This window comes from Streptomyces sp. LZ34, from assembly GCF_053890475.1.
Genome location: NZ_CM132680.1, coordinates 3,006,202 through 3,029,944 on the forward strand (window position 1 = coordinate 3,006,202; position 23,743 = coordinate 3,029,944).

General features: G+C 72.6%; 14 protein-coding genes. 3 read left to right on the forward strand and 11 right to left on the reverse strand.

Annotated elements, in window-relative coordinates:
- Positions 1 to 79: 79 nt before the first annotated feature.
- Both ACWY4P_RS11250 and ACWY4P_RS11255 read right to left on the reverse strand, forming a co-directional pair.
- Complete coding sequence (locus tag ACWY4P_RS11250; protein ID WP_456210301.1) at positions 80 to 1,717, reverse strand: ABC-F family ATP-binding cassette domain-containing protein; 1,638 nt, start codon at positions 1,715 to 1,717, stop codon at positions 80 to 82.
- 84 nt (positions 1,718 to 1,801) lie between these two features.
- A complete protein-coding gene (locus ACWY4P_RS11255) occupies positions 1,802 to 2,818 on the reverse strand; it encodes an oxidoreductase (RefSeq protein WP_456210303.1) in 1,017 nt (338 codons plus the stop codon).
- Between the two features lie 65 nt (positions 2,819 to 2,883).
- Between ACWY4P_RS11255 and ACWY4P_RS11260 the strand changes: the two genes are divergently transcribed.
- Positions 2,884 to 3,834 carry an FAD-dependent oxidoreductase gene (locus ACWY4P_RS11260; protein ID WP_456210305.1) on the forward strand — a complete coding sequence of 317 codons (951 nt, stop codon included), beginning with the start codon at positions 2,884 to 2,886 and terminating at the stop codon, positions 3,832 to 3,834.
- Between the two features lie 23 nt (positions 3,835 to 3,857).
- On the opposite strand, the gene ACWY4P_RS11265 is transcribed toward ACWY4P_RS11260, so the two are convergent.
- Positions 3,858 to 5,174: a M14 family zinc carboxypeptidase gene (locus tag ACWY4P_RS11265; RefSeq protein ID WP_456210307.1), complete on the reverse strand. Its 1,317-nt coding sequence runs from the start codon at positions 5,172 to 5,174 to the stop codon at positions 3,858 to 3,860.
- A gap of 56 nt (positions 5,175 to 5,230) precedes the next feature.
- Complete coding sequence (locus ACWY4P_RS11270) at positions 5,231 to 7,198, reverse strand: Xaa-Pro dipeptidyl-peptidase (RefSeq protein WP_456212885.1); 1,968 nt, start codon at positions 7,196 to 7,198, stop codon at positions 5,231 to 5,233.
- Between the two features lie 196 nt (positions 7,199 to 7,394).
- On the opposite strand from ACWY4P_RS11270, the gene ACWY4P_RS11275 reads away from it, so the two are divergent.
- Positions 7,395 to 8,924, forward strand: coding sequence for a M1 family metallopeptidase (locus ACWY4P_RS11275; RefSeq protein WP_456210309.1), 1,530 nt, complete (start codon positions 7,395 to 7,397; stop codon positions 8,922 to 8,924).
- 48 nt (positions 8,925 to 8,972) lie between these two features.
- Here ACWY4P_RS11275 and ACWY4P_RS11280 read toward each other — a convergent pair whose 3' ends face one another.
- From ACWY4P_RS11280 to ACWY4P_RS11290, 3 genes are all read right to left on the reverse strand, one after another.
- Positions 8,973 to 10,508: an ABC transporter substrate-binding protein gene (locus ACWY4P_RS11280; RefSeq protein ID WP_456210310.1), complete on the reverse strand. Its 1,536-nt coding sequence runs from the start codon at positions 10,506 to 10,508 to the stop codon at positions 8,973 to 8,975.
- On the reverse strand, positions 10,505 to 12,586 hold the full coding sequence (locus ACWY4P_RS11285; protein ID WP_456210312.1) for an ATP-binding protein: 2,082 nt from the start codon (positions 12,584 to 12,586) through the stop codon (positions 10,505 to 10,507). Before ACWY4P_RS11285 ends, ACWY4P_RS11280 begins: the two co-directional genes overlap by 4 nt.
- Positions 12,587 to 12,667: 81 nt before the next feature.
- Complete coding sequence (locus ACWY4P_RS11290) at positions 12,668 to 16,507, reverse strand: glycoside hydrolase family 2 TIM barrel-domain containing protein (RefSeq protein ID WP_456210314.1); 3,840 nt, start codon at positions 16,505 to 16,507, stop codon at positions 12,668 to 12,670.
- Positions 16,508 to 16,722: 215 nt separating this feature from the next.
- Between ACWY4P_RS11290 and ACWY4P_RS11295 the strand changes: the two genes are divergently transcribed.
- On the forward strand, positions 16,723 to 17,499 hold the full coding sequence (locus ACWY4P_RS11295) for a MerR family transcriptional regulator (RefSeq protein WP_456210316.1): 777 nt from the start codon (positions 16,723 to 16,725) through the stop codon (positions 17,497 to 17,499).
- Here the strand turns inward: ACWY4P_RS11295 and ACWY4P_RS11300 are convergent.
- From ACWY4P_RS11300 to ACWY4P_RS11315, 4 genes are all read right to left on the reverse strand, one after another.
- Positions 17,489 to 19,699, reverse strand: a complete 2,211-nt coding sequence (locus ACWY4P_RS11300) for a 3-hydroxyacyl-CoA dehydrogenase NAD-binding domain-containing protein (RefSeq protein ID WP_456210318.1) — start codon at positions 19,697 to 19,699, stop codon at positions 17,489 to 17,491. The genes ACWY4P_RS11295 and ACWY4P_RS11300 overlap by 11 nt on opposite strands.
- 49 nt (positions 19,700 to 19,748) lie before the next feature.
- A complete protein-coding gene (locus ACWY4P_RS11305) occupies positions 19,749 to 20,963 on the reverse strand; it encodes an acetyl-CoA C-acetyltransferase (protein WP_456210320.1) in 1,215 nt (404 codons plus the stop codon).
- 53 nt (positions 20,964 to 21,016) lie between these two features.
- A complete protein-coding gene (locus tag ACWY4P_RS11310; protein WP_456210322.1) occupies positions 21,017 to 22,150 on the reverse strand; it encodes a CaiB/BaiF CoA transferase family protein in 1,134 nt (377 codons plus the stop codon).
- Between the two features lie 172 nt (positions 22,151 to 22,322).
- Entirely contained in the window at positions 22,323 to 23,720 is a 1,398-nt protein-coding gene (locus tag ACWY4P_RS11315; RefSeq protein WP_456212886.1) for a sialate:H+ symport family MFS transporter, read from the reverse strand.
- Positions 23,721 to 23,743 lie beyond the last annotated feature (23 nt).

Below are 23,743 nucleotides of genomic sequence, written 5' to 3' on the forward strand. Positions count from 1 at the left end.
CGTGCCCAGTCGTCGTACCGCCGGAACCGGGCGCGGGGCACTCCCCCGCGCCCGGTTCCGGCGCTGCCGGGTCCTTCGGTCAGAGTTCGGCCACCTGGCCGCCCGCGACCTGGAGGCGGCGGGTGGTGTGCACCGCGTCGAGCATCCGGCGGTCGTGGGTGACCAGCAGGAGCGTGCCGGTGTAGGAGGCCAGCGCGGACTCCAGTTGCTCGATGGCGGGCAGGTCCAGGTGGTTGGTGGGCTCGTCCAGGACGAGCAGGTTGACGCCGCGGGCCTGGAGCAGGGCGAGCGCCGAGCGGGTGCGTTCGCCCGGGGACAGGGTGGACGCGGGGCGCAGCACATGCTCGGCCTTGAGGCCGAACTTGGCCAGCAGCGTGCGCACCTCCGCCGGCTGCAGCTCCGGCACCGCCGCGCCGAAGGCGTCCAGCAGCGCTTCGCCGCCGAAGAACAGGGCGCGCGCCTGGTCGATCTCGCCGACCACCACGCCCGGCCCGAGCGCCGCCGCGCCCGCGTCCAGCCGGAGGCGGCCGAGGAGCGCGGCCAGCAGCGTGGACTTGCCGGAGCCATTCGCTCCGGTGACCGCGACCCGGTCCGCCCAGTCGATCTGGAGGTCGACGGGGCCGAAGTGGAATTCGCCGCGCCGCACCTGAGCGCCGCGCAGGGTCGCCACCACCGCGCCCGAGCGCGGCGCGGCGGCGATCTCCATCCGCAGCTCCCACTCCTTGCGCGGCTCCTCGACCGCCTCCAGCCGCTCGATCATCCGGTCGGTCTGGCGCGCCTTGGCGGCCTGCTTCTCGGTGGCCTCGACCCGGGCGTTCCGCCCGATCTTGTCGCCGTCGGTGGCCTTGCGGCGGGCGTTCTTGACGCCCTTCTCCATCCAGGCGCGCTGCGTGCGGGCCCGAGTCTCCAGGGTGGCGCGGGTGTCCGCGTACTCCTCGAAGCGCTCGCGGGCGTGGCGGCGGGCGGTCTCGCGCTCCTCCAGATAGGAGGCGTAGCCACCGCCGTAGAGGTTCACCTGCTGCTGGGCGAGGTCGAGTTCGAGGACCTTGTCGACCGTACGGGCGAGGAACTCGCGGTCGTGGCTGACCAGCACCGTGCCGGCGCGCAGCCCTTGGACGAAGCTCTCCAGGCGCCGCAGCCCGTCCAGGTCCAGGTCGTTCGTCGGCTCGTCGAGCAGGAACACGTCATAGCGGCTGAGCAGCAGCGAGGCGAGCCCGGCGCGCGCCGCCTGCCCGCCCGACAGGGCGGTCATCGGCCGGTCCAGGGAGATGTCGAGCCCCAGCGAGGCCGCGACCTCGTCGGCGCGCTCGTCCAGGTCGGCGGCGCCGAGCCCGAGCCAGCGCTCCAGGGCGGTGGCGTAGGTGTCGTCGGCGCCGGGCGCGCCGTCGACCAGTGCCTGGGTGGCGGCGTCCAGCGCGGCCTGGGCGGCGGCCACGCCCGTACGCCGGGCCAGGAAGTCCCGTACGGTCTCGGCCGGCCGCCGCTCGGGCTCCTGCGGCAGATGGCCCACGGTCGCATGCGGCGGGCTCAGCCGCACGGCCCCGTGCTCGGGGTCGGTCAGCCCGGCCAGCAGGCGCAGCAGTGTGGACTTCCCGGCGCCGTTGGCGCCGACGAGACCGATCACCTCTCCGGGCGCCACGACCAGGTCGAGGCCGGAGAAGAGGGTGCGGTCACCGTGGCCCGCGGCGAGGTCCTTGGCGACGAGAGTGGCAGTCATCAGAGCGCCGATCCTAACCGGAGCGGCGCGGTGGCTGTCGCGCGGTTTTCCGGGAGCGGGGCCGGGGGCCGGGGCGGCTGCCCGTCAGTGGGACACCGGGGCCACGAGGACGGTGCTGGAGGTGCGGGCGACCACGAAGGCGTCCCCCCGCACGGCCCGCGCGGCCCGCGCGTCCAGGGGGATGCGGTGGGTGCCCGGCTCCAGCTGGTCGTCGAACAGGTCCTGGGTGCGGGGGCGGCCGAGCCGGTCGAGGCGGTGGACCAGGACCCGCACCCGGCACGGGGAGACGACCTCCAGCAGCGCCTCGGCGCCCTCGGCCCGGAGCCCGGCCAGCCGCCGCTGGTCCTGAGGGGAGCGGTCCAGGGCCTGTTCGATCCGGGCGACGAGGAGGGGGACGATCGGGGCCGACTCGGCGACGAAGACCGCGTCGGAGCCCGCCGCCGCGAAGGCGTCGCGCACGGCGGCGCGCTCTTCGGGGCCGACCGTCCGGCCGAAGGCCACGACGCCGTATCCGCGCAGCTCGTCGGCGTGGGCGGCCACCGCGTCCCGGGTGATCTCGGCGCCGATGCCGATGGTGCGCAGCGCCGCGGCGAGCTTGGCGAGGAAGGCGACGCGCTGCCCCACGAGCAGCACCCGGCGCCCCGCCGGGGCCTCGAGTGCGAGCAGCCGCTCCAGTTCGGCGCGGTACTGCCCGCCGCGGAAGCGGTACGGACCGAGGTCGGGGTAGATGTCCGGTGTGTCGTCGGTCTGCCAGGCGAAGTCGCGCCAGACGACGTCCGGTCCGTCGCGCTCGATGACCGCCGTGACCACACCGCACTCCAGGCCCTCGCACTCGGGGCAGCCGTAGAGGACACGGCGGCCGGCCGGCAGCGGCGCCTCGGTCTCCAGCAGCAGGCCGCGCACCTGGGCGGTGAAGATGGTGGGGCCGAGGTCGGCGGCGAGCGGCGAGACCGCGTCGAGGTCGGCGAGGCGCGACAGCAGCGGTCTGCCGTCGACGATGAAGTCCAGGAAATCGCGGTGTATCCGGTACGCGCCCTTGGACAGCACGCCGCCGGCGCGCATCGCCGGCGCGAGGCCGAAGGTCGCGTACTCGGAGGTCATGCCCCAAGTATTCCCATATCGGGGCACTGTCACCGCGCAGCACGCCCCGGCGATAGCCTCCGGGCATGACGAGCGATGCGATAGTCGTCGGCGCCGGGGTCATCGGCCTGACCAGCGCCATCGTGCTGGCCGAGAGCGGCCGGCGGGTAGCGGTGTGGAGCCGGGATCCGGCCGGGGCCACCACCTCGGCGGTGGCCGGCGGGCTGTGGTGGCCGTACCGCGTCCAGCCGGAGGAGAAGGTGGGCGCCTGGGCCCTGCGTACGCTCGGGGTGCTCACCGAACTGGCCGCCCGGCCCGGGGAGACCGGCGTCCGGATGGTCGACGGGACGCAGGCGGGCATCGGCCTCGGGGACCTCGGCCCCTGGGCCGCCGAGGTGCCGGGGCTGCGCCCGGCGCGGCGCGAGGAGCTGCCGGAGGGCTGGACCCACGGCCTGCGGGCGCGGATTCCGGTGGTCGACATGTCGACCCATCTCGGCTATCTGCGGCGTCGGCTGGAGGCGGCGGGCGGCAGCGTCGAGCAGCGCGCCGTGACCACGTGGGCCGAGGCCGCGCGGGAAGCGCCGCTCGTCGTCAACTGCACCGGCCTCGGCGCCCGCGACCTGGTGCCGGACGCCGAGGTGCGCCCGGTGCAGGGCCAGTTGGTGATCGTCGAGAACCCGGGAGTGGACGAGTGGTTCGTGTCCGCCGACCCCGGCTCGGCGGACACGCTGTACGTACTGCCCCAGCCGTACGGGGTGATCCTCGGCGGCACCGCCCGGGAGGACGTCTGGGATCTGACGCCCGACCCGGCGACGGCCGAGGCCATCGTGGCCCGCTGCGCCCGCGCGGTCGGGCCCCGGCTGGCGGACGCCCGCGTCATCGGGCACCGGGTGGGGCTGCGCCCGGCCCGGTCGCGGGTGCGGCTGGAGGCGGACACCGCGGTGGGCGGTGTCCGCCTCGTGCACAACTACGGACACGGCGGGGCGGGCGTCACCGTCGCCTGGGGGTGCGCTGAGGAGGCCGCCGGGCTGGGGTGAGAAAACGGGCCGGTCAGCAGGTCTCAGCAGGTGTCGGCCGGTTGTCCCTCGGTCAGGTGGTAGGTGGCGCGGCCGTCGAGGAGCAGCGGCACCAGCGCGCGCAGCGACTGGCGCAGCGGTACGAAGGCACCGTCCACGCCGTCCTGACGGGGCCGCACCGCGACGCCGTGCAGCGCGAGCTCGTCCTTCACCCGCGCGTACTGTCCGGCGTCCAGCAGATAGCCGCACGGCGGGTCGGCGAGGGTCTCGTCCTCGCCTGCGGGGTCGTTGTCGCCGCCGCCGAGGTAGACCGGGCCGCGGTCGGCGTAGCCGGTCAGCCGGGCTCGGGTGGTGGCGGCCTCAATACGCCCGCGCCGCTCGTCCGTGAAGGCGAAGGCGCCGTCGAGCGCGGCGAGCTGGGAGCCCACCCGGCGCCGGTTGTTGACCGCGGGGTCGGCCTTTTCCGCGTCGGTGAGCGGGTCGACCCGCGTCTCGACGAGGAGGCCGACGGAGTTCTTGACCCCGGCGGTGTTGCGCAGGATCCGCTCCTGGCCGTCGCCCGCGACCTGCTTGATGGGATCTCCGGTTTCCGGGTCGGTCCAGATGCCGTAGACGCCGGTGTCGAAGCCCGCCCGCTCGACGTGCGGCCGGACGTACGAGTCGGAGAGCGTGCGCGCCTCCTCGTGCACGGCGTCCGCCGTGTTGAGGTTGCGCGGCCACAGCGCCAGCAGGTCCTTCATGTAGTACGGGACGGTGGCCCCGTACTCGTGGAGGTCGTAGACGGTGTCGGGCCGCCAGTCGCGGAGGACGGCGGCCGCCGCGCGGGCCTCCGCGGTCTCGAGGGCGATGTGGTCGCGGTTGATGTCGACGCCCTCGGAGTTCTCGCGGGTGTCGGCGGCGCGGCCGTCAGGGTTCGCGGCCGGGATGACGAGGACGTTGGTACGCTCCAGGAAGCGCTTGGTCCGCGCGTCCTTGGCGTAGGCGAGGTCGCGGACGGTGGACAGGCAGGCCTCGCGGCCGGACGGCTCGTCGCCGTGCTGTGAGCAGATCAGCAGCAGCGTGTTGGCGCCCGCGGTGGAGCGGGCCGGGGCGGCGGGCGCGCCGATCCGCACCAGGCGCAGCGGGCGGCCCTGCGCGGTGGTGCCGATGCGGTCGACGGCGACGCGCGCGCTCGCGGCGTCGACCGCGGCGAGGAAGCGCTCCTCCTCCGGTTCGGTGGTCCAGCGCGCGCCGTGGCTCGCCTCGAAGCCGGTGCGGGGCTTCGGAGTTCCGGCGTGTGCGGGCGCGGTGAGGAACGACGTGGTCAGCAGCGCGACGGCGCCGACCGCCGCGGAGCGGATCAGCGGTATGCGTGGGAACACTGAGCGCTGTCTCCTTGGGTGAGGTGGTCGGGCGTCTCTCATCAGGGCAGCCGTCATCAGGGCAGCCGTGGCTTCTGGCGCGGCTCGGCGACGCCCTTCAGCGTGGGCGCGGGTGCGGGGTCGGCCGGGGTGCCCGCGGTGGCCCGGGCGAGCGCGGGGGCGCCACCGGTCAGGGGCAGCCGGGCCCGGGTACGGGCCAGGTCGACGGTGACCGTGGGTGTGGTGTCCGCCGGTTCGATCAGGCCCGCGTCCGTACCGGCGACGATGAGGGCCAGCCGGTGGCCCGCGGGGACGATGTGGTCCGTGGCGGCGAGGTCGAGGGTGATGGTGTAGGGCTTGCCGGGGGTCAGCGGGCGGCCCTTCCCGTCGTTCGTCCAGTGGCCCAGGTCGGCCCAGCCGCGGCTGAGGACGGTGTAGCCGACGCTCGCCGGGTCCGCCTCGGTCCGCTTGAAGCAGGCGCTGTCGCCCGCGGTGCTGCTGCCCCAGCAGGTCCGGTCGGCGAGGGTGCGGATGCCTTCGCCGTCGCCGGTGTAGTTCCGGATGGTGTCCGGGCCGAGGTCCACCACGACCGCGGACAGATGCGCGGAGGAGGTGGAGGGGGTCGCGGTGACCGTGACCGTGCCCGAGCCCGCGAGCCGCAGGTCCTGCTTCAGCGGTGCGGTGGCGAACCCGGCCTTGGCGGCCGTCGGCTGGTCGATCCGGGCGGCCCAGTCGGCCTCGCTCAGCCTCGGGTCGTCGGTGAACGTCTCGGTGGTGCCCGGCTCGGCCGGCTCGGTGCCGAGGACGCCGACGCCGGGGGTCTGGCCGGCGCGGGGCCGCAGCGTGGTCGGGCGGGTGCCGGCGGGGGGCCAGGAGCGGTCGGTGGACCAGCGGTCGGGGGCGCGCTCGACGTCGGCCATCGGCTCGCGCTCGACGCCGTTGTCGATGCCGAGCAGGTAGTGGTCGAACCAGCGGTGCAGGGTGCGCACCCAGTCCGCGCGGCGGAAGTCGAAGGGGTCGACGTGCCCGGTCTGCGAGAGCCAGATCTTGCGCTCCACGCCGGCGTCGGCGAGCGCGTTCCACCACTGCCCGAGGTGTTTCGTACGGACGTTGAGGTCCTGCATCCCGTGGACGGCGAAGACGCTGGCCCGCACCTTGTCGGCGCTGGGGACGTAGTCGCGCCCGGTCCACAGGCCGGTCCAGTCGCCGTTGCGCGGCGCGCCGTCGACGAGTTCCTGCTGTACGGCGGCGCAGCGCGCGTGCGCGCCGTCGCTCTCGACGGCGTCCGCGAGGCCGTCGGGGCCGCTGTCGAAGAGCGGGGCGCCCTTGGCGAAGTAGTAGTCGTACCAGGAGGAGATGGCGCCGATCGGCACGATGGTCTTCAGGCCCTTGACGCCGGTGGCCGCGACGCCGTTGGCGATGGTTCCGTCGTAGCTCTTTCCGATCATGCCGGTGGCGCCGTTGGACCAGCCGGCCGTGACGGTCGCGGTGCCGGTGCGGGTGGTGTAGCCGGTGGCGCGGCCGTTCAGCCAGTCGACGACGGCCTTGGCGGACTGGATGTCGGAGCGGCCGCCGATGTCCGCACAGCCGTCGGAGCGGTTGGTTCCGGCGAGGTCGACCAGGACGGTGGCGTAGCCGCGCGGCACGAAGTAGTTGTCGTAGAAGAGCGGGAAGAGGACGGGCTTGCCGGCCGCGTCGTAGGTCTTCTTCTGGCTCTCGTTGCCGCGTCCGCAGCAGGAGTAGTACGGGCTCGCGTCCATGATCACGGGGATCCGGCGGCCCTGCCGGGCGGGTTCGCCCGGCCGCACGATGTCGACGGCGACCCGGTCGGTCTTCCCGTCCGAGTCGCCGTCCAATCCGGTGTCCACCCATACGGATTCACGGATCGCCTTGTCGTATGAGTAGACCGGTCTGCTCTCCCGCTCGGCGGCCTGGGCGGCCGGTATGCCGAGGGGCGGTATGAGCGTCGCGGCGAGGGCCGCCAGGGCGGCGGCCGCGAGCGGTCGGAGCGCGATCCGTGTTCTTGCGCGGCGGGGCTTCCGCATACGTAGCAGCACGGGCGGACCGTAGCGCGAGTCAACTCCCGTGCAGAAGAGGGCATTCGGATGCCGGCGGGGCCACGGTGACCGCTGATGTCGACCGGATGTCGATCGTGTGTCGTCCAGGGTGATGGACAGGAGGGGGCCTCGACGAGTACCTAGGGTCTTCAGTGATCGTTCTCCCCGACGAGTTGGAGGACCCGTGCGTCACAGACTCACCGTCCCGAGCGCGGCCGCCGCGTGCCTGCTCCTGGCGGTCCCGGCCTCGGCGGCCGACGCCACCCCGGGCGCACCCGGCATCGGGGACTCGTACTACCCCAGCTACGGCAACGGCGGGTACGACGTCTCCCACTACGACCTGCGGCTGACGTACCAGCCGGCCACCGACCGGCTGGAGGGCACGGCGACGGTCTTGGCCACCGCCAGCCAGGACCTGTCCCGCTTCAACCTCGACTTCGCGCTCGAGGTGAGCGAGGTGCTGGTGGGCGGCAAGAAGGCGGCGTTCGCGGCGACGGGCGACCACGAACTGGAGATCACCCCGGCCGCCCCGCTCGACTCCGGCCGCCCCTTCACCGTCGTCGTGCGCTACCGCGGCACGCCCTCCAAGGTGCAGGTGAACGGGTATACGGCCTGGCTGCGCACCCCGGACGGCGGGGTCGCGGCGAATGAGCCGGAGACGGCTTGGTGGTGGTTCCCGAGCAATGACCACCCGCTCGACAAGGCCACCTACGACGTGTCGGTCGCGGTGCCCGAGGGGACACAGGCGATCAGCAACGGCACGCTCCAGTCGACCACCACTCCACGGCCGGGCTGGACGCGCTACAGCTGGCGCTCCAACAGGCCGCAGGCCAGCTATCTCGCCACCCTCGCCGTCGGCAGATTCGACATCACCACCGACACCACCGCGAACGGCCTGCCGGTCATCAACGCCTACAGCAAGGACCTGGGCGACAACGCGGGCGCGGCGCGCGCGAGCGTCGAGCGGACGGCCGAGGTCGCGGACTGGCTCAGCGGGGTCTTCGGCCCCTATCCCTTCAACGCGCTCGGCGGCTATGTGCCCAACGTGGGGACCAGCTACGCGCTGGAGACCCAGACCCGCCCGTTCTACAGCCCCCGGCAGTTCGGAGGCGGCTCGAACGTCTCGGTGGTCGTCCATGAGCTCGCCCACCAGTGGTACGGCGACAGCGTCTCGGTGAAGGACTGGCGCGACATCTGGGTCAACGAGGGCTTCGCGCGCTACGCGCAGTGGCTGTGGTCGGAGAAGGAGGGCGAGGGCACGGCGCAGGAGCTCGCGGACTACGTGTACGCGCGGCATCCGGCCGAGGACGCGTTCTGGACGGTCAAGCCGGGTGACCCGGGGCCGGACAACCAGTTCCACTCGGCGGTGTACGACCGCGGGGCGATCGCGCTTCAGGCGCTGCGCAACGAGATCGGCGACGACGACTTCTTCGCGATCCTCAAGGGGTGGCCCACGGAGCGGCGCTACGGGAACGGGTCGGTGCGCGACTTCGAGACGTACGCCGAGAAGGTCTCGGGCCGGCCGCTCGGCGACCTCTTCGACACCTGGCTGTTCACGGCGTCCAAGCCGGGCGCACCGGCCGCGCGGGCGACCGGAATCGGGGCGGGGGCGCGTGCCGATACGGACGCGGGTGCGGGCGTGACGGCGGCGCAGCCGAAGTCGTGGAAGGCGATCCACGCGACGGACACCGTCCACGGCGGCGGAAACCGCTGACGCTCCCCGGGCGAGGCCCCTGCCGGGGTCTCGCCCTCAGCGCCGCGGCTACGGGGAGACCGTGCCGCGGTACACGTAGTGGGCGCCCTCGGCGGGGCTGAGCTCCACCAGGGCCATGGGTTTGCCCTTCGGGTTGCCCCGCTCGTCGAAGGCGATCAGGCCGCTGAGGCCGGGCAGCTCGGACCGCTTCCCGACCTGAAGCAGCATGTTCCGCACCCCCGCCGCGTCCACCGCGTCCTTCCCCTGCGGGGCCTCCGCCAGGCGGCCGGCCTTCCCCAGGCAGAGCACCGCGTCGTGCCCCATCATCGCCTGGCCGTTCTGTAGTTCCTGGTCGCCGCCGAATCCGGCGTCGTGGTACGCCTTCCGGAAGGCGGGGTAGGGGTTGACGCCGCGGCGGGGATAGATCTCCGCCGCGGCGTCGGGGTGGGCGTAGCCGGTGTAGAGGACCTTGATACGGCTGTGCTTCCAGCGGGTGAGCACATCACCGGCGACCGCGAGCCCGTCCTTCGACGCGGGGTCGAAGAAGACGCCTATGGCGCTGGAGCCGGAGAGCACGGTGAGATCGCATCGCCTGCCGGGTGCCGTGAGGGCCTGGAGGAAGTACTTCAGCTCCCGTCCGCGACCGGCGAAGTAGACGGCCTTGACCGAACGTTCCGGAAGGCAGATGGTCTCGGCGATCGAGGCGAGGGCGGTTTCGGTCGAGGTGTTGCCGGAGACGAAGGAGTGCCCTTCCCCGGTCACCAGCTTCACTCCCTCGGCGCGCCGCGCCCGGTCGAAGTCCTGGTCGAGGGTCTCGTTGTACGCGTCGTCGTGCTTGATGTCCTTGACGACCTCGACCCGGAAGCGCGGGTCGTCGTCCTGCCGGCCCTTCAGATACTTGGCGGCGATGGCGGTCTGGTCCGTGTTGGGCGAGGACACCCGGAAGAACACCGGCTTCTCGGCGGACAGCCCGTCGGCCGCGACCGTCGCGCCGACCATCGGGACCTCCGCCTTGCGCAGCGCGTCCACGGCGGACTTCGTGGTCTCCAGACTCTGTCCGAAGCCCGCGACCCCCACCAGATGCTCTTCCTTCGACATCCTGATCAGCTGGTCCACGAGTGGCCGCCACTGCTCGCCGCCCTGTCCGCTGTTGGCGAGCAACAGCTTGAGCTGCGGGGTGCGGCCGTGGCCGCTTTCGGGGTCGTTGAGCTCGCGCTGCGCCAGATACGCGCCCTCGATGGCCTCCCGGACCACCTCCGGCCCGCGGTCGTTCGCGCGCGGACCGTCTTTTCTGCTCGTCATGGACTCGGTGTAGGCGACCGCGACCCAGGGGTCGCCCGACTTCTCCACCCTGCGGTTCTCGGCGCGGATCTTCTCGCTGACCTTCTCGAGCTCGGGGCTGAAGACATACGAGCCGTCGCTCACCCCGACACACTCCCCGCCCGGCCCCCGCTTCCAGACCCCCTCGGCACAACGCGCGGGCCCGGAGTCGCGGGGCCACCACACGCCCGCCAGGACCAGGCAGGCGCCGACTGCCAGGGCCACGACGGCCCACAGGCCCCGCCGGGACGGGGGTCTCGGTGGCACGTACACCCTGCCGCTCACCACGGTTTCCCTTCGTACTGCGCCGCCTTCGCCAGCAGCGTGCGGTCCCAGCTCACGCTCTCCGTGTGCGCCGCCAGCGTCCTGAAGCGGGCGGCGATCTCCCCGTACAGCTCGGCGTACAGGTCGCCGAGCGGATCGCGGTACGGATCCCCGACCCGGTCGGTGGCGGGGGCCGACCGTGGCTCGGGGCTGATCCAGCTCGCCGCCAGCAGGCGGGTGACCGTGCGCAGCCGGCTCTCGATCTCGCCTTCGTTGAGGAAGTCGACGAGCGCCTCGTAGCGCTCCCAGGGCGGCCGGTGGGGGGCCTCGGGGCCGAGCGGGCGCAGCGGTGCCCGGCGCAGCCGGCACAGCTCGGCGCACCAGTCCTCCGCGGCGATCCGGCCGAAACGCTCGTTCAAGTAACCCGCCGCGGCGGGCAGATCGCCGAGGGCGAGCGCGTGATAGGCGGCCAGGCCGGGCTTCCCCGCCTCCTGGGCCTGGGCGCGCAGCGCGGTGTGGGTCGCGTCCCAGCCGTCCGGGCCGGATGCGCCCCCTGTGGGGTCCAGCGCGGCCAGCTTGCGCAGCAGCAACAGGCGCAGCACCGGGTGCAGGGTCTCGGTCCGTCCGTCGGCGGCCCGGTCGCCGGTGTCGATGTGCATCGTGCACAGCACATCCGCGCAGAAGTCGTCGAACTCCTTCTGCACCGCCGCGTTGGCCTCGCCCCACAGCTGTCCGGCGGCGCCCGCGTGGGCCAGGTCGACGGACGCGGCCGCGCGGGTGAGCGCCCGGATCAGATCTCTGCTCGCGTCGATGGGCAGCAGCCGGTCCAGGAGGCCGTCCACCAGTTCCCCGGACGGATCGAGGACCTGCCGCAGCCGCTCGTCCCAGTCCGCGGTGGCGCCGCGGCCGAGCAGCGCCTCCAGCACCGCGGCGGTGGCGGCGGGCTGCCCCCGGGTCAGCTCGTACGCCGCCCAGCCGAGCCACTTGACGCCACTGTCGACCCGCGGCGCCCGTACGTCGCGCCCGGCCGCCCGCAGCACCTCCTTCGCCTGCCGCTCGACCTCGAGCCGGCGCAGATCGCGCAGCTGTCCGACGCACAGCCCCTTGACGACCTGGGCCGGCCGGAACTCCTCACCGCTGTCCCAGCGCCCCGGATACGCGCCGGGCTGCGGCGCCCCGCCCCACGCGTGGTCCTCGAACACCCTCGGGTAGCTGCCCGCGGCGCCCACGACCACCAGCGGGTCCGGGTCGTCGGCCTCTCGGCGCGCCTCCAGGAGGTGCTCGAGGAAGTCGCTGCCGAGGCTGGAGTCGACGTTGTCGAGCAGCACCAGGCAGCGCGAGGTGCGCCGCCGGTCGCCGCTACGGGTCCGGTACGCCCGGCGCAGATCGTCCAGGAAGGCCGCGAAGAGCACCGCCTCGGCCCGCTTGCGCTCCTCGTCCTCGCTGGCGCCGTAGCGCTGGTTGAGTTCGAGCAGGAATGTGTCGTGGGACTGCTGGGGCGCGGTGTGGCGGATCCGTCGGAGCCGTCGGCGGGTGCGCAGCCGGCCCCAGCCTTGCTGCCACTCGGGCAGCAGGGGCAGGGCGGCGCCGACCAGCCCGGGCGCGCCGACGGCACCGGCCACGGCGTCCGCGAGCCGGCCCAGCACCTCCAGGCGGCGGCTCTCCGGGCCGGCCAGCGCGTCCGCCATGTCCCGTACGGCGGTGTCCCGGTCGATCCCGTCCACCTCGGCGGCCACGGCCATGACCAGCAGGCCGAACGAGGGGAAGGCCAGCTTGGGGAAGTCGGCCTTGCGCGCGTTGAGCCGGAAGACCAGAGCGGTGAGCGCGTCGATCGGCTTGCCGCCCTTCTGGCCGAGGTCGGCCAGGTCGAGGCGGGCGACGGGCGCGCGCTCCGCCCATCGCTCCAGATGGCGCAGCAGGGTGGTCTTACCGCTGCCGCGCGGGCCGAGCAGCAGGGTGGCGTCGAGCTGTGGGCCGGGCGCGCGGGCCCGGCCGAGGCCGGACCCGCGCCCGCTGTCACTCTCGCGTCTCAGCCTTGCTTCGACATAGGCCTCCACGGCCCGGTCCCGCTCGGACTCCCCCGCCCACTCGCGGCGCATGGCACTCCCCCGTCCCCCCGGTGCCGCGTTCACTCATGTGTCTTCCTACGAAAGCGCCGATCGGGCGGGGACACAAGACGTTCACCTGTTCGACGTGTCCTCCTTTCCGGTGAGCGGGCGCAGCGTCAGGGTGTAGTCGTATGGCTGGTCCGCCCTGACCCGGTACTGCTCGCGGACCGGGTTGGGGGTGTCGCCGACTCCGGTGACCGCGTGGTCGGCGTGCAGGGTGTGCCAGCCCGCGTTGCGCTTGAGGAGGTGCGGGTAGGCGGCGCGGTCGAGCTCGTCGTACGCGGTGGCGCCCGCCTCCAGGTCGCCGGAGACCAGCAGCCCGCGGCCGCCGCCGTCGGTGAGCGAGGCCCAGCGGACGTCGTCGTGGTTGCCGTGGTCCTGGGGCTTGAGGTATTCGACGTACTGGTCCTGGACGGAGCTGGACCACACGCCCATGGGGGTGCCGTCCTTACGGTCGTCGAAGTTCTCCACAGGGCCGCGGCCGTACCACCGGAAGGTGTCGTACCGCTCGGGCACCCGCAGTTTCAGGCCGATGCGCGGCAGATACGACAGCGTACGGAACTCGCCGCGCGCCTCGACCCGGTGCCGGACGCCGATCTCACCGGAGCCGTCGACCCGGTAGTCGACGGTCTGCTCGAAGGACGCCCCGGTCACATCGGGCGCGGCGGCGGTGGAGCGGACGGTGACGGTGACCGTGCCGTCGTCCGCCGGGCTCACGTCCACCCCGTCCACGGTGGTACGCAGCCGGTCGAGCCCGAGGGCGCGCCACCGCTTGCCCTCGGCGGTGCCCCAGTCGGAGCGTTCGTTGCTGATCGGGGCGCGCCAGGCGTCCAGCTCGGGGCCGGAGCGCAGCAGCTCGCGGCCGCCGACCCGCATGGAGGTGAGCGTGCCGTCCTTCTTGCCGAATGTGTAGCGGAAGCCCTCGCCGGTCACCGCCACGCTCTCGGCGCCGTCGTCGGCCGTGGCCGGGCGGTCGGCGCTCGCGGGGGCGGCCGGTTCCGGCACCTTGTCGCCACCCACCGCGAACTGGCCGAACGACACGGGGTGTCCGGCCTTCGCCCAGTCGGTGTCCTGGGCGGTGACGGCCTGAACGGTGAGGTACCGCTCGTATCCACCGTGGTTGGCGGGCGGGGCGGGCAGCTGGATGTCGGCGCTGTCGCCGGGGCCGACGTCCAGCGCGCGGGTTCCGCTCGCGACGGTCTGCGCGCCCTGGGTGACCTTCCAGCGCAGCCTGAGGTCGGAGGTGCCGGTGAAGGCGCGCTCGTTGGTGACCTTCACCTGACCGGAGCGCGGGTCGGTGCCGGAGGGGGCGGTGATCCGGATGGGCGCCTGCACCCAGGCGAGCTGGGCGGTCTCCGGCTCCGGGTCGCGGTCGGCGGTGACCAGCCCGTCCACGCCGGATTCGTACAGGCCGTAGGAGAGATAGCTGCCCTTACGGGTGAAGTCGTCGAAGTCCAGGGCGATCAGCGCCTCGCGCTTGGGGTCCTCGCCCGCGGCGAGCTGCCCGGCGGTGAGCGCGGTGCCGTAGACGCGGACCTGGTCGACGGTGCCCTTGGCGGTGCGTCCGGCGTAGCCGTCCTCCATGGTGTCGGTGTTGCGGCCGACGCCGAGGTCGAAGCCGGTGTAGTCGATGCGGCCGGTCCAGGGGGTGTCGGCGAGCGGTTTGCCGTCCACGTACAGGGTCAGCCGGCTGCCGTCGTAGGTGCCGGTGACCCGGTGCCAGGCGCCGGTCCAGCCGTCGGGGACGGGGGCGGTGACGGTGCGCGGCTTGCCCTCGCCGGTGAGGGTGAACTCCAGGGTGTCCTGGTCCTTCATCCGCAGGACGTACTGGTCCCCCTTGCTCACGACGGTGAAGTCACCGGTCCAGGTGTCGGCCGGTTTGACCTGGGCGTCGAGGGTGACGGAGGCGCCGGTGAGGTCGAGCTTCGGGTCGCGGTAGACCTCGACGAAGTCGTCCAGGCCGGACAGGTACAGCGCCTTGCCGCTCTTGCCGGCGACGACCTGGGGCTTGCCGGACAAACTGGCGGCGATGCGGTTGCCGGAGGAGTCGGGGGTGGTGATCAGCGGGCGGCGGATGTTCTGCTCGGCCCAGTCCCAGATGAAACCGCCCTGGGCGTTCGGGTAGGCGCGCATGACCTCCCAGAACTCCCGGAAGTTGCCCAGACTGTTGCCCATGGCGTGGGCGTACTCGCCCATCACGATGGGCTTGGTGAACGTCTTGGCCTTGGCCTCCAGGGAGGCCGGGGTCGGATAGCGGGGTCCGGCGATATCGGCGAAGGGCGCGTCGCCGTCGGGCCGGTTGGACTGGTGGTAGAGCGGCCGGGTGGGCTCGTGGAGCCGGGTCCACTCCGCCATGGCGTAGTGGGCCTTGCCGAGCCCGGCCTCGTTGCCGGTGTCCCACATGATGACGCTGGGGTGGTTCTTGTCGCGCTCGACCATGCCCTGGTGGCGGTCGAGGAACGCCTTCTGCCATTCGGGCCGCTCGGCCAGGCAGTTGTCGGGGCAGTTCTCGTGGCTGTGGGTCTCCACCTCCATCTCGTCGTCGATGAGGATGCCCTCGCGGTCGGCGAGCTCGTAGAGGTAGGGGTCCGACGGGTAGTGGGAGGTGCGGATCGCGTTGACGTTCAGCCGCTTCATCAGCCGGATGTCCTGCTCCATGCGGGCGCGGGTGGCGTGCCGCCCGGTGGCCGGGTCGGTCTCGGCCCGGTTGACGCCGCGGATCAGGATGCGCTTGCCGTTCAGCTTGAGCTGCTTGTCCTTGACCGCGATCTCGCGGAATCCGACGTTCTGGCTGATGGTCTGCACCGCCTGCCCGGTGGGGTCGCGCAGGGTCAGCTCCAGCCGGTAGAGGTTCGGCGCCTCGTCCGACCACTTGGCGGGGTCGCTTATTCGGGCGGTCAGCTCGGCCTTGCCGTCGGTCTCCTCGGCGGTCAGCCGCCGCACCGCGCGGCCCTTGGGGTCGTAGAGGACTCCGCTGACCTGGTGCGGGCCGCTCTTGTTGCCGTCCGCGCGCGCGATCTCGACCTCGGCCCGCAGGGTCGCGTCCCGGTAGTCGTCGTCGAGGTCGGTGGTGACGTACGCGTCCTCCATGCGGGTCTTGGGTGTGGAGTACAGCGTGACGGAGCGGAAGATGCCCGCGTAGCGCCACTGGTCGTAGTCCTCGAGGTACGAACCCGCGCTCCAGCGGTGCACCTGGACGGCGACGCGGTTGATGCCCGGGTGCAGATAGTCGGTCACATCGAACTCGGCGGGCACATAGCCGCCCTGGTCATAGCCGACGTACCGGCCGTTGATCCACAGGAACGAGCCCGAGGTCACCCCGTCGAAGCGGATCACCTGGCGCCGGCCGTCCCAGCTCTCCGGCACCTGGAAGTCGCGGAGGTACGCGCCGGTGGGGTTGGTGTCACGCGGGACCTTCGGCGGCGCGTCGGGGACCATCTCGCTCTGGACGTTCCGGAAGAGGGGGTGGTCGAGATCGTCGGTCTGCCAGGTGTGCGGGACCTGGACGCTCTTCCAGGCGGAGGCGGCATACGTGGCGGATGCGGCGGACGGGGCGGATGCGGCGGACGGGGCGGATGCGTCGTAGTCCCGCTTCCAGAAGCCCTGCGGCGCGTCCTCGGGCCGGTCGGCGATGGCGAACCGCCAGGTGCCGTCCAGGCTGCGCTGCCACTTCTTCCGGTTCGCCCCGTCCGGCCGCAGCAGGGTGTGCGGGGGCTCCTGCCCCTCGCCGGTCATCTCCGGGTCTTCGAGATACGTGTGCACATCGGCCGGGAACTTGCCCGCGTCCGGTGCTCTGCCCAGGGCCGTGTCCGCCGTGGTGAGGCTCAGCCCGGCGACCGTGGCCATCGCCAGCACCGCGCCGAGCAGCCTGCTGAGGCCCCGTCTGTTGTGTCTGCTGTGCCCTGTGCTCACTCCGACCCCACCTCACAGATTCGGAAGAAAACCAACACAGTTGAACAGCACCGCACGCTATGCAGTGACTCCTGCGGCGTCAACAGGTGCGCGGGAAGGGGGTCGCCGGAGGAGGGGCTTCACACCGATGGTGAGACAGCAATACTGGAGAACCGACCGATGAACCCGACCGACGGACCCGATCGTGCAGCGGGGCGGAGAGCGAGGCACGGCGCATGGCTACCCCCGACACGGCCACCACCGACACCGAGGAACCGACACTCACCGTCGACGAGTTGGCGGCCCGCGCCGGGGTGACGGTCCGTACGGTGCGCTTCTACGGCACCCGCGGGCTGCTGCCGCCGCCCGAGCTCGGCCCGCGCCGCGTCGGCCGCTACGGCCCCGAACACCTCTCCCGCCTCGCGCTGATCGAGGAACTCCAGCACCACGGCATGACCCTGTCCGCCATCGAGCGCTATCTGCGACAGCTGCCGCCCGACCTCAGCGCGGACGACCTGGCCATCCACCGCGCCCTGGTGGCCTCCTGGGCTCCCGACGCGCCGGAGGAGGCCACCCGGGAGCAGCTGGCGCGGCGGGCCGGGCGCCCGCTGCCGGAGGAGGACATCGACCGGCTGGCCGCGCTGAACGTGCTGGAACGCACCGAAGACCCGGACGTCTTCCGTATCGACCCCGGCGTGCTGCACCTGGGCCTGCGGCTGCTGGAGGTGCCGATCGCGCTGGAGACCATTCTGGCGGCCCATACGGTCGTCCTCGAACACACCCGGTCCGCGGCCCGCGAACTGAGCAGGCTCTTCCGCGACGAGGTGTGGGGGCCGGACCACGACGGGTCCGGCCCGTCCGGCGCCGAGCGGGTCAAGGCCAAGAAGTCGCTGTCGGCACATATGCAGCCGCTGGTGGTGCAGGCCCTGGTGATCGCCTTCCAGCGGTCGATGAAGAGCGAGCTGCGCGGCTGGTACGGGCAGGACGAGCCGGAGGCCCCCGTCAGTCCGTGAACCGCTCCCCCTTCGACGCCTTGTCCAGCAGCAGCTCCGGGGGCGCGAAGCGGTCGCCGTACCGGGCCTGGAGCTCGCGGGCGCGCGCTACGAAGCCGGGCAGCCCGCCCTCGTAGCCGTTGATGTACTGAAGCACGCCGCCGGTCCAGCCGGGGAAGCCGATGCCGAGGATCGAGCCGATGTTCGCGTCGGCGACCGACGTCAGCACGCCCTCCTCCAGGAGCCGGACCGTGTCGAGCGACTCGGAGAAGAGCATCCGCTCCTTCAGGTCCTCGAACGGCACCGCGACATCCGGCTTGGTGAAGTGGGCACGCAGGCCGGGCCACAGACCGGTCCGCTCGCCGGTCGTCTCGTCGTACGCGTAGAACCCGGCGCCCCCGGCGCGGCCCGGACGCCCGAACTCCTCGACCATCCGGTCGATGACCGCGTCGGCGGGGTGCGGCCGCCAGGTGCCGCCCGCCTCCTCCACGGCCCGCCGGGTCTCCTCGCGGATCTTGCGCGGCAGGGTCAGGGTCAGCTCGTCCATCAGCGCCAGCACCTTGGCGGGGTAGCCGGCCTGGGCGGCGGCCTGCTCGACGGACGCCGGGTCGACGCCCTCCCCCACCATCGCCACGCCTTCGTTCATGAAGTGGCCGATGACGCGCGAGGTGAAGAAGCCGCGCGAGTCGTTGACCACGATCGGCGTCTTGCGGATCTGCCGCACCAGGTCGAAGGCGCGGGCCAGGGCCTCGTCGCCGGTCCGCTCGCCCTTGATGATCTCCACGAGCGGCATCTTGTCGACGGGCGAGAAGAAGTGCAGCCCGACGAAGTCGCCGGGGCGCTGGACACCCTCCGCGAGCAGGGTGATGGGGAGGGTGGAGGTGTTGGAGCACAGCAGGGGGTACCCCCGAACGGAGTTTGGGGGAGCGTCGGGCGCGACGATGCCCTCGATCTCCTGGAAGACCTTGTGCTTGAGCGCCGGGTCCTCGAAGACCGCCTCGATGACCGCGTCACACCCGGCGAGGCCGCCGGGGTCGGCGGTGGGGGTGATGCGGGCGAGCAGCGCGCTCCGCTCGGCCTCGGTCGTACGGCCCTTGGCGATGGCCTTGTCGAGCAGCCCTTCGGAATAGGCCTTGCCCTTGGCGGCGGCCTCCTCCGACACGTCCTTCAGGACGACGTCGATGCCCGCCTTGGCGCAGGAGTACGCGATGCCCGCGCCCATCATCCCGGCGCCCAGCACACCCACCCTGCGGACCTGGCGCGGCGCGACGCCCTCGGGCCGGCTGGCACCGGAGTTGACCGCCTGTAGATCGAAGAAGAACGCCTGGATCATGTTCTTGGCGGTCTGGCCGGTGACCAGGTCCACGAAGTACCGGGCCTCGATGATCTGCGCGGTCTCGAAGTCGACCTGGGCCCCCTCGACGGCGGCGGCCAGGATGTTGCGCGGTGCCGGGTAGGGGGCGCCGTTCAGCTGCTTCCGCAGATTGGCGGGGTAGGCGGGCAGGTCGGCGGCGAACTTCGGGTGCGCGGGGGTGCCGCCGGGGATCTTGTAGCCCTTGACGTCCCAGGGCTGCTGCGATTCGGGGTGGGCGTCGATGAAGGCGCGGGCCTTGGCCAGCAGCTCCTCCGGGGAGTCCGCGACCTCGTGCACCAGGCCCGCCTCCAGCGCCCGCCGCGGGGCGTACTGCCGGCCCTCGAGCAGGACCGTGAGCAGTGCGCCGGCGACGCCGAGCAGCCGGACCGTACGGGCGACGCCGCCGCCGGCCGGGAGCAGGCCCAAGGTGACCTCGGGACAGCCGATCTTGGAGCCGGGGGCGTCGAGGGCGACGCGGTGGTGGCAGGCGAGGGCGATCTCGAAGCCGCCACCGAGGGCGGCGCCGTTGATCGCGGCGACGACCGGCTTGCCGAGCGTCTCGATGCGGCGCAGGCCGCGCTTGACCTCCATGCTCGTGTCGTACGCCCGCTGGGCGTCGCCCGGCCCGAGCTTGATCATGTCCTTGAGGTCGCCGCCCGCGAAGAAGGTCTTCTTGGCGGAGGTGACGACGATGCCGCGGATCGAGTCCCGCTCGGCCTCCAGGCGGCCGGCGACCGCGGTGAGGGAAGAGACGAAGGCGGCGTTCATGGTGTTGGCCGACTGGTGGGGGTCGTCCAGGACGAGGGTCACGATGCCGTCGTCGCTGCGCTCCCAGCGGATGGTGGACGCGGCGGTGGGGCTGCTCATGGTTCGGGTCTCCCTGGGAAATCGTGGGGGGCGGGCCGACGGCTGGGGCCTAGAGGCGTTCGACCACGGTCGCGATGCCCATGCCGCCGCCGACGCAGAGCGTGGCCAGCCCGTAGCGCTGCCCGCGCCGCTCCAGCTCGTCGATGAGCGTGCCCAGGATCATCGCCCCGGTGGCACCGAGCGGATGCCCCAGGGCGATCGCTCCGCCATTGACGTTGATCTTGTCCATGCCGAGCCCCATGTCCTTGGCGAAGCGCAGCACGACGGCCGCGAAGGCCTCGTTGATCTCGACCAGGTCGATGTCGTCGATCGTCAGCCCGGCCTTGGCCAGCGCCTTGCGGGTGGCGGGCGCGGGTCCGGTCAGCATGATGGTCGGGTCGGCGCCGGAGACCGCGGCGGAGACGATACGGGCGCGGGGCGTGAGGCCGTAGCGCTCGCCGACCTCGGCGCTGCCGATGGCGACGAGGGCCGCGCCGTCCACGATGCCGGAGGAGTTTCCGGCGTGGTGGACATGGTCGATGGCCTCGATCCGGTGGTACTTCTGCAGCGCCACGGCGTCGAACCCGCCCGCCGCGCCGATCGTGGCGAAGGACGGCTTCAGCCCGGCCAGGGATTCGGGCGTCGTCCCCGGGCGGATGTGCTCGTCGCGGTCGAGGACCGTGAGGCCCGAGCGGTCGCGGACCGGGACGACGGAGCGGTCGAAGCGGCCCTCCTTCCACGCGAGCGCGGCGCGCTCCTGCGAGAGCGAGGCGAACGAGTCGACGTCATGGCGGGAGAAGCCCTCGACGGTGGCGATGAGGTCGGCGCCCACGCCCTGGGGGACGAAGCCGGTCTCGTAGTTGGTCATCGGGTCGGCGAACCAGGCCCCGCCGTCGGAGCCCATCTTGACCCGCGACATCGACTCGACGCCGCCCGCCAGCACCAGGTCCTCCCAGCCGGAGCGGACCTTGGCCGCCGCCAGGTTGACGGCTTCGAGGCCCGAGGCACAGAAGCGGTTCTCCTGGACGCCCGCGACCGTCTCGGGGAGCCCGGCCGCGATGGCCGCGACCTTCGCGATGTCGGAGCCCTGGTCCCCGAGGGGGCTGACGACACCGAGCACGACGTCGTCGATCGCCGCCGAATCCAGCCCGGGCAGGCGCCGCTGGATCTCGTGAATGAGGCCCACGACGAGATCCACCGGCTTGGTGCCGTGCAGGGCCCCGTCGGCCTTGCCGCGCCCGCGCGGGGTGCGGATGGCCTCGTACACGTACGCTTCGGTGCTCACGTCAGCAGCCTTTCGGGGGTCGGGCAGGCGGAGACAGGCGGAGAGCACGCGCCTCACGAGGGGCTCTCCTGCGGGAAGGGCGGCAGGCCCCAGTCGCGGGCCACCTCGGCGGCGTCCGCCCCGGGCCGGGCGGGCGGGCGGCGCACCGCGCCCGGGGTGGCGGAGAACCGCGGGGCGGGGGCGGGCTGGGTGATGCCGCCGTGGTCGACGAAGGTGGCGCGGGCGGCCAGGTGAGGATGGCCGGGGGCCTCCCGGAGGGAGAGGACGGGGGCGACACAGGCGTCGGACGAGGCGAAGACAGCCGTCCACTCCTCGCGGGTGCGCTGCTTGAAGCGGGCGGCGATGAGGGCGCGCAGCTCACCCCAGCGGTCGAAGTCACGGCGGCCCGGCGCCTGATCCGCGATCCCGAGGAGCTCGATGAACTCGGCGTAGAACTTGGGTTCGAGGGCGCCGACGGCCATATAGCCGCCGTCCGCGGTCTCATAGGTGCCGTAGAAGGGGGAGCCGCCGTCGAGGAGATTGGCGCCGCGCCGGTCCTGCCAGCCGCCCGCCGCCATCATGCCGTGGATCACGGCGGTCAGATGGGCCGTGCCGTCCACGATCGCGGCGTCCACGACCTGGCCGTCGCCGGAGGTACGGGCGTGCTGGAGGGCGGCGAGGACGCCGATCACCAGATAGAGCGCGCCACCCGCGTAGTCCCCGAGGAGATTGGCGGGGGCGGCGGGCGGGCCGTCCGCCGCGCCGATCATGCCGAGCGCGCCGGTGACCGCGATATAGCCGATGTCGTGGCCGGCGGTGTCGGCGAGCGGGCCCTGCTGGCCCCAGCCCGTCATCCGGCCGTAGATCAACCGGGGGTTGCGGGCCAGGCACGCGTCGGGGCCCACTCCCAGGCGCTCGGCGACGCCCGGGCGGAATCCCTCGATGAGGATGTCGGCGCGCTCCACGAGGTCGAGCACGGCCGCCTGGCCCGGCTCGGTCTTGAGGTCGAGCAGCACGGAGCGCTTGTTGCGGTTGCCCAGGTCGTATGCCGGGTCGACCTTCAGCCCGCCGGTGCCGCCGGGCCGGTCGACGCGGACGACGTCGGCGCCGAGGTCGGCGAGGAGCATGGCGGCGAACGGGCCCGGCCCGATCCCCGCGAGCTCCACCACGCGCACCCCCGTCAACGGGCCGTGCTCTGTCGCCGCCATGCCGTCCCCAAACCGTATGACACTACCGCTGTAACACCGCTGATGCTAAGAATGCGCCCGGCATTCCACAAGCCCCCACGGCGAGCCTGTGGATAACCGGACGGGCGCTCAGAAAACCTGGCCCACCAGGCATTTGACCAGCGGCGCCGGACGAGGCACGGGTCGCCGGTCCTCAGCCGGTCCTCTCCACGCTAGCGGCAGCCCCCGACAACGGCCGCTCCGGCACGAGGTGGTCATCAGGTCCTTCCGGGTCGGTGAGCCGGGCAAGACGCTGTGGGACATTGCCGCCGACCAGCACGATCACCACCAGGGTGAGCCCGAAGGTGAGCACCGCCAGCGCCCGTCCGAGGGACATGCCCTCCGCCAGGTGGGCGCCCAGCACCGGCGCCACCGCGCCGCCGAGCGCCCCGGTGTTGTAGACGAAGCCGAGCGAGGCGGCCCGGGTCTCGGTCGGGAAGTGGCTCGCGATGTACTTGGGCAGGATCCCGGATATCCCCTGGCTGAGGGCGAGCAGGAAGAAGAGCAGCACCCCGAGCCCCACCAGGCTGTCCTGCACCGCGAACACCGGGAAGACGAAGACCAGCGAGGCCAGGAGGGTCCAGGCGTATGCGCGCCGGGTGCCCAGCCAGTCGCCCATGAACCCGGCGAGCCAGCAGCCGACCATGGTCCCGAACCCGGCGTAGAACATCATGTCCGTGACCTCGCCCGGCGCGTAGCCCAGCTCCTTCTTCAGATAGGTGGGCAGCAGCGCCTGGATGGGCCAGCTGTAGAGGAACGCGCAGAACACGGTGCACATCAGCGCCACGCACAGCACCCAGCGCCGGCGCCCGCCGAGCTGCGCGGCGAAGGCGAACAGACAGCCCGCCGCCACCAGCGCCAGCGGCCACACCATCCCCTCCCCCACCGGGGTGAAGACGCAGAACAGCGCGACGCTCGCGGCCACGGCCAGTGCCGTGTTCAGCGAGGCCCGGCGGCGCCCGGCGAACAGCGGCCGGAACGGGTTCGGGCGTGGCCCGCCGCCGGTCGCCTCGCTCCAGTCCCCGGCCTCCGGGAGCGCGCGCCGCACCCACAGCGCCACGAACACCGGCAGCACCCCGATCCAGAACAGCCAGCGCCAGCCCCAGTGGGGCACCACCCACTTGTAGAGCTCGGCGGCGATGATCGAGCCGCCCGCGAAGCCGGAGATCAGAAAACCTGAGGCGCGGTTGCGCAGCCGGGCCGGCCAGCTCTCCAGGACATAGGTCGCGCTCGCGCTGTACTCCCCCGCCATCCCCATGCCGATCAGCAGCCGGGCGGTGAACAGGCTGAAGTAGTTCCACGCGAAGCCGCAGGCGAAGGTGCCCAGCGAGTAGAGCAGAATGCTGATGATCATGGCGGGTTTGCGCCCGTAGCGGTCGCCCAGCGCACCGAGCAGCGCGCCGCCGAGCCAGCGGGTGATGAACGCCCCGGAGACCAGGGAGGCGGCCGACGCGTCGCTCAGCTCGAACTCGTCGGCTATCTCCGTCAGGACCAGCGTGATCAGGACGAAGTCGAAGCCGTCGAGCAGATAGCCGATCCAGGCGGCGAACATCGCCTTCCACTGCCGGAGGGAGA

Bases quoted from the DNA above. Each gene is read 5' to 3' on its own strand.
- ACWY4P_RS11250 (WP_456210301.1), bottom strand. From the start codon at position 1,717: ATGACTGCCACTCTCGTCGCCAAGGACCTCGCCGCGGGCCACGGTGAC.
- ACWY4P_RS11255 (WP_456210303.1), bottom strand. From the start codon at position 2,818: ATGACCTCCGAGTACGCGACCTTCGGCCTCGCGCCGGCGATGCGCGCC.
- ACWY4P_RS11260 (WP_456210305.1), top strand. From the start codon at position 2,884: ATGACGAGCGATGCGATAGTCGTCGGCGCCGGGGTCATCGGCCTGACC.
- ACWY4P_RS11270 (WP_456212885.1), bottom strand. From the start codon at position 7,198: ATGCGGAAGCCCCGCCGCGCAAGAACACGGATCGCGCTCCGACCGCTC.
- ACWY4P_RS11285 (WP_456210312.1), bottom strand. From the start codon at position 12,586: ATGCGCCGCGAGTGGGCGGGGGAGTCCGAGCGGGACCGGGCCGTGGAG.
- ACWY4P_RS11295 (WP_456210316.1), top strand. From the start codon at position 16,723: ATGGCTACCCCCGACACGGCCACCACCGACACCGAGGAACCGACACTC.
- ACWY4P_RS11300 (WP_456210318.1), bottom strand. From the start codon at position 19,699: ATGAGCAGCCCCACCGCCGCGTCCACCATCCGCTGGGAGCGCAGCGAC.
- ACWY4P_RS11310 (WP_456210322.1), bottom strand. From the start codon at position 22,150: ATGGCGGCGACAGAGCACGGCCCGTTGACGGGGGTGCGCGTGGTGGAG.
- ACWY4P_RS11315 (WP_456212886.1), bottom strand. From the start codon at position 23,720: ATGTTCGCCGCCTGGATCGGCTATCTGCTCGACGGCTTCGACTTCGTC.